A 7,618-nucleotide genomic window follows, 5' to 3' on the forward strand; every position below is an offset into this window, starting at 1 on the left:
TCATTTCCTTATGTCAATAACTTGTCCAGTTAAATTACTTTTTAAAGTATCAATTGCAACTTTAGCGACTACTTCTGGATCTAGCAAAGTTTCTGGATCTTCTTTGCCAAAAGCCTTAAATCGCATAGCTGTTGCAGTTCTTTGAGGGTTGATAACATTGATCTTTACACCAAAATCTGAGTATTCCTCAGCTATTGCTTGTGTAAAATTTACTATAGCTGCTTTACTTGAAGAATATATAGAATAAAGAGCTCTTCCTCTTGTATACGAACTAGAAGTAAAGAGTAAAACATGTCCTTTTGTTTCTTTTAAATATTTAAGGCTTGATTTAACTAAATTTATTTGAGCTATATAATTTACAGAAATTTCATTTATGATATCGTTAAAATTTCTAGATTCAATAGATCCCATATTTAAAATACCAGCGCTTGAAATCACAAAATCGATTCTGTTATTCTTTTGATAAATTTCTTGAATTTTTTTGTCCACCATTATATAGTCATTTATATCACAACCATTATTTCTTGATAAAGGATAGGTTTTCACACCAAAAGAGGATAAGCCTTCTGTGATAATTTTACCAATACCGGTGTTTCCTCCGAAAATAATAGCTATCTTGCCTGAAAAATCGAAAACATTTTTACACTCATGTATATTTTTAGAATTAATCTGAAACAATTTATCAGCTAAAAATATATCTTCTTTATGAGTTATTTTGATATTAGTATTACTACCTTTTATCACATATACTTTATCTAAATTATATTTTAGTATTAATCCACAATCGTCTGTAAAATCATTATCATTTTTTGAAAGATTGTGTGCTTTCTTTATTAAAGAAAGCTTAAAACATTGCGGTGTTTGGCCTTGCATATAATTTTCTCTTTTAGGAATTTCTACAATATAATCATTTTCCACTCTAATTAAGGTATCGGTTGCTGGGATTGCAACATCTATAGCATTGTGAACTTCTAATGCCTTTACACATTTTTCAATAATATCTTCTGATAAGAATGGTCTTACACTGTCGTGAATGATTATATTGGCTTCTTGTTCTTCAATACAATTTATACCTATTGCTGAACTTTCTTTTCTAGTATCACCACCATTAACAATTTTAAGTACTTTACTGGCTTTAGAATTGATGATTATTTTTTCGAAAAAATTCCTATAAAGAGGATTGACAACCACTATGATATAATCAATATAGTTTGAATTTTCGAAAATTTGCAAAGTGTGTTCAAATATTGTCTTTCCAGATATTTTTGCTAATTGTTTTGGAAGTTCAGAGCCAAATCTTTTACCAACTCCTGATGCTAGTATAATGCCATAATTTTTCATTTAAGTATCTCATCCTGTATATATTTTAGTATGGTTTCTCCTACAAAAGGATAATTAAGTTTTAAATATTTAGAAAATAGTTCTCTTGATTCTTTTAATGTATCATTTTCGTTAATGACAACATCCTGAATAAAATTAATAATATCTTCTTTATTAAAAGCATGATAGTAATTTTCCAAACATTTTTGTCCTATATTTAGAAATTTATTTGAAACATCATCTTCTTGCATTAACATATAGCAAGCAGGCTTTCCTGTAAAAAGGTATTCTGCAGTAAATGAACCACAATCATGGATAATTGCATCAGAGTCTGCAAAACTTTGAAAATAAAAACTCATATTATCATCATATATGACATTTGGATTACTTTTCATGGTTTCAAGATATTTGTTTGTTTTTTCTTCTCCCCAATAATGTTTCAATGTCCAAAATAAAAGAATATGTGGTCGGAAAATAAAATCTATTTGAGGAAATAGCTTTGGAAGATCCAAGAAAAAATCAGAATATTTGAGAAAATTTGATATCTGCAATGCTTTCATGTTGATTGTATGATGAGGACATAAAAGTATTCTCTTTCTTTTCTTTTTCTCTTGATTAAAATTAACAAGATTATCCATTTTGCAGTAACCAGAAACAAAAGTATTTTTTGCTTTAAGAGGTTGATGAATTTTTAATTCATTATAGGTTTCGTATGAATCCACAAATACTTTCCAACACATATTATAAAAAGGTTTTTTTGCAATATGATCAAGCCCATATTTTAGCGTAAAAAACCCATAATTTTGAAAACAAGTTAAAACATTTTTATTGATAAAATGATCTATGAAATGATATTTATGTGCCATTGCTGGATATGGATTATCAAAAAAAACTATATCCATTTTATCTGAATAATCAAAATAAGTTTTTGTTTTGCTATCATATCCTAAAAACACATTATTGTAATTGTTTTTAAATCTTTCATAGCTTTCTTGCGAGATACATTCCGTTCTATCACTTCTGCTCACATCGGGAATTATTAATATAAATGGTTCAAAAAAGTCAGACCTTTCCATAGCTTTATAAAGACTTTCATATGAAAATACACCCATGGTGTAAAAACCAACTCTTATCTTAGATTGATTTTTTATGATATTATGTTTGATATTTTGCCTAACTGTTTCATAGTGTCTTTGTATGGCTAAATAGTAATTATCATAACTTTTTTTGTTACGATATATTGGTATAAAATGAAATAAGGTTATTTTTAATTCATTGTTATTGTTTATTTTCTCTAATAGTTTAATTTTTGAAAAATAGTACCTTTTGGATGTTTTATTCGTTTTTGTTCTATATATATTAAAACCAAAATATTTAACTATATAAAAACTACTAGATAGATATGTTTTAATTATGGTTAATCCAAATAAAGAGTAGATATTTTTTGTATAAGTTTCTGTGCTATTTAATTCTATATCTTTTTTTAATCTATCAGTTAGTAATTTTTTAATAAAAAATGCTTTAAAGAAAAAAGGAGGTAGGTTTTTTTTATTTTGTAATTTTAAAAAATCATTCATGTCATAATGATGTTTTATGGCAAAATTTGCATTACATATAAAATTTTTAATTTTTCTTACTTTAAGAAAGTCGGATATTCTTAAATTTGTTTGCAAAATATAATTTAAAAATAAATTAGCAGAAGTATTGATATGATAATTATTTTTAAAATACCGATAGACTAATTGGCTCAACTCTTGTTTTCTGTTTGGAGTTATAAAGTCCTCTAGAAGTTCTTGTAATGAGTAAAAATTAAGTCCTAATTTTGAAATGCCGTCTATGTCTACTCCCAAGGTTTTGTTATCACACTCGTTTAACCAAATAAATTTATCAAAAGGCATATCCTTGCCAACAAAAGGAGGTATGATGGTAGGTATACTTTCTTTTGCAAATTCTAAAGAAGCCATACCTAATGCAATTCCTAGATCCACCTTATTGCTTATGTATTCTTCTAAGTATTCATTTTCTAAAAAAGATCTAAAAAATATCTTTATGTTTTTATATTTTTGAAAATTAATCAAATGTGCTGAATTTCCATCCCCAATTATATGTAGGACAATTTTTTTGTCAATAAGTTCAATATTATTTAATATTTCTAATAAATTTAACAAAACAAATATTTTATCATTGTCTAATCTGCCAAGATAAGCTATATTGATCTCATTTTCATTAATGAAAGTTGTTATAGTTTTTTCTTTTTTTAAAATTTTTGGTTTTGAAAAAACTGGGACATAATGTTCAGGAAAAGCTTTCCCTAGCATTGCAGAACTTTGATGGCAGCAAACATTATCCATAAAAACTAAACTATTGGTTTTGTAGAATAATTCTATAAGATTCTTTTTATAAGCAATTCTTTTTTCATTAAGATGATTAAAAAGTATATTCCATGATGAAACATGAAAATTGATAATGAATACTTTAGCGTTTTTTAATTTATGAAATCTTTGTAAAAAAGTTGGAATCATATTTAAATAGGTAAAAAAAATAAATTCCTCATCAATAAAATCATATTCATCTTCGTAATTTAGTATTTTTAAATCAGTGTTATTGTATAAGGTATTGATATGTGCATGTTTAAAATTCATTACATAAGTTTCATGTTCGGTGTTTTCTCCTATAAATCTAGCAAGTTCATAAAAATAAGTTAAACCTCCACTAACTCTTTGTCTATGCGGATGAAAAAAAAGAATTTTCATTGTATTCCCTTGCGATATATTTTTCCAGAATATATAATATGATATCTTTAAGTTTGTCTTTGATTAAATATAAAATATATTATCATAATAACATAATTATATCATTTAAAATTTTATTTTTTAATTAAAAATTGTATCTTGAAATAATATTTAAGAGGAATTAAATATTACTATAGATATAATAAGTTAGAACTATATTTTATAAATAGGGGTAATCGTTATTTTAATTTATTTTATAAGGGAGTATTTATTATGAGAGATAAGATCAATAGTATAATATTTTCAATTTTGAAAGACTTATCTGAAGATTTAGAGAATGAAAATTTGAAAAATCCTACGATGCAAACAAAGATTTATGGGATTGAGGGTAATTTAGATAGTTTAGCATTAGTTGGTTTGGTGTCGGATCTTGAAAGTATCATTGCTGATGAATTTGGTATCGATTTGGTTCTTGCAAGTGACAAAACTATGAGTCAGAAGAATTCTCCTTTTAAAGATGTAGAAAGTTTAAGTAATTATATTTTTACTTTAATGGAAAAAGATAATGCAAGATAAGGTTATATTAATCACGGGTACTAGAAAAGGTATAGGAAAATTTTTAAGTGAATATTATTTGCAAAAGGGTTATGTAGTTTGTGGTTGCTCGCGTGGCGAAGCTAGTATAAATCATCAAAAATATCATCATTATGTTTTAGATGTATGTGATGAAATGGCTGTGGTGAAAATGATAAGAGATGTTAAAAAAAAATATAATAGAATTGATATATTGCTAAATAATGCGGGTATTGCTTCAATGAATCATATTCTAACTACTCCTTATCAAAGCGTTCAAAATATTTTTAATACAAATTTTTTTGGCTCTTTTCTATTTATTAGGGAGGTGGCAAAAATTATGAGTGTAAATTATTCTAAATCAAGAAATAATGAAGAAAGGTTAGAATATTGCAAAAATATGCCTTTTAGAATAGTGAATTTTACTACAGTTGCCACGCCTTTGAGATTAGAAGGGGAAGCTGTTTATGCCGCATCTAAGGCCGCGATTGTGAATTTTACACAAGTATGTGCTAAGGAACTAGCCGAATTTGGTATAACTGTAAATGCAATTGGTCCTACTCCCATTCCAACAGATCTTATTAAAAATGTTCCAAAAAATAAAATAGAATCCTTATTAAATCAGCAAGCTATTAAGCGTTTTGGTAGTTTCGGAGATGTTTTGAATGCTATAGAATTTTTCTTAGATGAAAAAAGTGATTTTATTACTGGACAAATTATTTATTTAGGTGGTGTAAATGGATAATTTTTCTGATAAGTTTCTAGATAGATTGGAAAAATATGATCAATATACGCCAGCTATTGCAGATAGTAACAAGGTGTATTCATACAAAGAGCTTAATCTTTTGAAAAAGAAGTATATATTAGAACTTCAAGAAAAAACTTCAAAATATGATACAATTGCTATAATTGGGGATTATAGTATAAATACTATTTCTTTCTTGCTAGCTTGTATTAAGATTCGTATAAATGTTGTTCCCATTGTTAAAGATGTACATTATATGGAAAAAATCAAAGAAAGTGGTGCTAAATGGATTTTTGAATCCAATAGTTTTTTCAAATTTGATAATGATGTAAAATATGAAATTGTAAACAAAATCAATGCTTCTGGTGATAGTGCCATGGTATTATTTTCAAGTGGTAGTACTGGAAAGCCAAAGGCTATAGTGCATAGCTTGAACATGTTGCTTAAAAGTTATATGGAAAAAAAATTACGCTCTATTAATATGTTGCTTTTTTTGATGTTTGATCATATAGGTGGAATTAACACCTTGTTTAATGTGCTAGCTACTGCTTCTTGTGGAGTTATTGTTGAAGAAAGAAAAAATATGAAGTCTATAGCAAAGGCTATAGAGAAATATAAGATTTCTATTTTGCCAGCTAGTCCTAGTTTTTTAAATTTATTTTTAATGAGTGGGGTTTATTTAGAGTATGATCTAAGTTCTCTTAAATTTATTACTTATGGAACTGAAAAAATGCCAGATACTTTACTTGAGAAATTGAGGAATGTTTTTTCCAATGTAAGATTTCATCAAACTTTTGGAACTAGTGAGATTGGTATTACTCAAACTTCCACTTATAATGATTTTATCAGATTGGAAAATGTTGATTATAAGATTGTTGATAACGAGCTTTATATAAAGAGTGAAACTCAAAGTTTAGGCTATTTGAACTCTGATAATTCTTCTTTTGGAAATGATGGTTACTTTGCTACTGGTGATTTAGTAGAGACTTGTATGTATAATGGCAAGGAGTATATTAAAATTATTGGTAGAAATAAAGAAATGATAAATGTAGGTGGTGAAAAAGTTTTACCTAGTGAAGTTGAAGAAGTTATTTTAAAGTTACCGTATGTTAAAGATTGCCTTATTTTTGGGGAAAGCAATGCTATTACTGGACAAAGTGTTAGTCTGAAAGTAGTTTTAGATTTAAAGGAAATAGGTATTGAAAAAATTTCTAATATTGAATTAAAGAAAAAGATTAGAAGTTATTGTAAAGATAAATTGGCTTTATATAAAATTCCAAGTAAGGTTGAAATTGTAGAATACTTAGAAATTAGTGAAAGATTCAAAAAGATAAGAAGTAAAGGCAAATAAACCTAAAATTAAGAATTTACTATTTTAGATAAATGACTTGAAAATAATTTTTGTAATTATGAAACATATTTATACTTAGAACTCTTTTAATAAGTTTGTATTATAAGCAAATAGGATATGTTTGATTAATATGAAATAACAAGAAATTAAGAGATTGATTATATATTACAATTATAGGAATATTAAGTAGATGAAGAAAAAATTAATTATTATAGGGATTGGAGAAACTGCAAAATTAGCTTATGAATATTTTATGTATGATTCAAACTATGAGCCATATGCGTTTTCTGTTAATAGAAAATATAGAAATATAGATTTTTTATATGAAATTCCTGTTGTTGATATGGAAGATTTGGAGCAAAAATATCCAATAAATGAATATGAGGTTTTTGTGGCTATAGGCAGTGGCCAGTTAAACACAGAGCGAGAAAAAATTTATAAATATATTAAATCTTTGGGTTTTAAATTGGCAAGTTATATTTCTTCTAAGTCTTTTATTTGGCAAAATGTTGAGATTGGTGAAAATTGTTTTATAATGGAAAATGTGACTATCCAGCCATTTGCAAAACTTGGTAATAATGTCGTTATGTTTGCTGGTTCTTTAGTAGCACATAGCAGTAATATTTGTGATAACTGTTTTATTAGTTCAGGTTCTGTTGTTTCTGGATTTTGTCATATAGGATTTAATACATTTTTGGGTGCAAATTCTACTATATCAGATAATGTCAATATAGGAAATTTTAACTATATTGGAATGGGTTCTGTTATACATAGAAATACCGAAGATAATAAATTATATTATATTGATAAAATTACTAAAAAATCTAGTCTATCTGCTGTACAAGTGTATATAACTGAGGAAGAAAATGAAAATCAAAAAATACAATTTTAATCTAA

At 26.4% G+C, this 7,618-nt stretch carries 6 protein-coding genes; 4 read left to right on the forward strand and 2 right to left on the reverse strand.

The genetic code is table 11. The features are described from left to right. Both ispD and CAMP5118_RS03210 read right to left on the reverse strand, forming a co-directional pair. Nucleotides 1-1,341: a 2-C-methyl-D-erythritol 4-phosphate cytidylyltransferase gene (gene ispD / locus CAMP5118_RS03205; protein WP_337216592.1), complete on the reverse strand. Its 1,341-nt coding sequence runs from the start codon at nucleotides 1,339-1,341 to the stop codon at nucleotides 1-3. Further along, nucleotides 1,338-4,073, reverse strand: coding sequence for a hypothetical protein (locus CAMP5118_RS03210; protein ID WP_337216593.1), 2,736 nt, complete (start codon nucleotides 4,071-4,073; stop codon nucleotides 1,338-1,340). Before CAMP5118_RS03210 ends, ispD begins: the two co-directional genes overlap by 4 nt. Nucleotides 4,074-4,412: 339 nt before the next feature. Between CAMP5118_RS03210 and CAMP5118_RS03215 the strand changes: the two genes are divergently transcribed. The 4 genes from CAMP5118_RS03215 to CAMP5118_RS03230 all read left to right on the forward strand — a co-directional run bounded on the left by CAMP5118_RS03215 (nucleotide 4,413) and on the right by CAMP5118_RS03230 (nucleotide 7,613). Continuing rightward, on the forward strand, nucleotides 4,413-4,628 hold the full coding sequence (locus CAMP5118_RS03215) for a hypothetical protein (RefSeq protein WP_337216594.1): 216 nt from the start codon (nucleotides 4,413-4,415) through the stop codon (nucleotides 4,626-4,628). Further along, a complete protein-coding gene (locus CAMP5118_RS03220) occupies nucleotides 4,618-5,370 on the forward strand; it encodes an SDR family NAD(P)-dependent oxidoreductase (protein ID WP_337216595.1) in 753 nt (250 codons plus the stop codon). Before CAMP5118_RS03215 ends, CAMP5118_RS03220 begins: the two co-directional genes overlap by 11 nt. Further along, entirely contained in the window at nucleotides 5,363-6,721 is a 1,359-nt protein-coding gene (locus tag CAMP5118_RS03225; RefSeq protein WP_337216596.1) for an ANL family adenylate-forming protein, read from the forward strand. The genes CAMP5118_RS03220 and CAMP5118_RS03225 overlap by 8 nt, the downstream gene beginning before the upstream one ends. A 190-nt stretch (nucleotides 6,722-6,911) precedes the next feature. Then, nucleotides 6,912-7,613, forward strand: coding sequence for an acetyltransferase (locus tag CAMP5118_RS03230; RefSeq protein ID WP_337216597.1), 702 nt, complete (start codon nucleotides 6,912-6,914; stop codon nucleotides 7,611-7,613). The last annotated feature ends 5 nt before the right edge of the window (nucleotides 7,614-7,618 follow it).

Source organism: Campylobacter sp. LMG 7929 (assembly GCF_024723595.1).
In the GTDB taxonomy this organism is placed as follows: Bacteria; Campylobacterota; Campylobacteria; order Campylobacterales; family Campylobacteraceae; genus Campylobacter_D.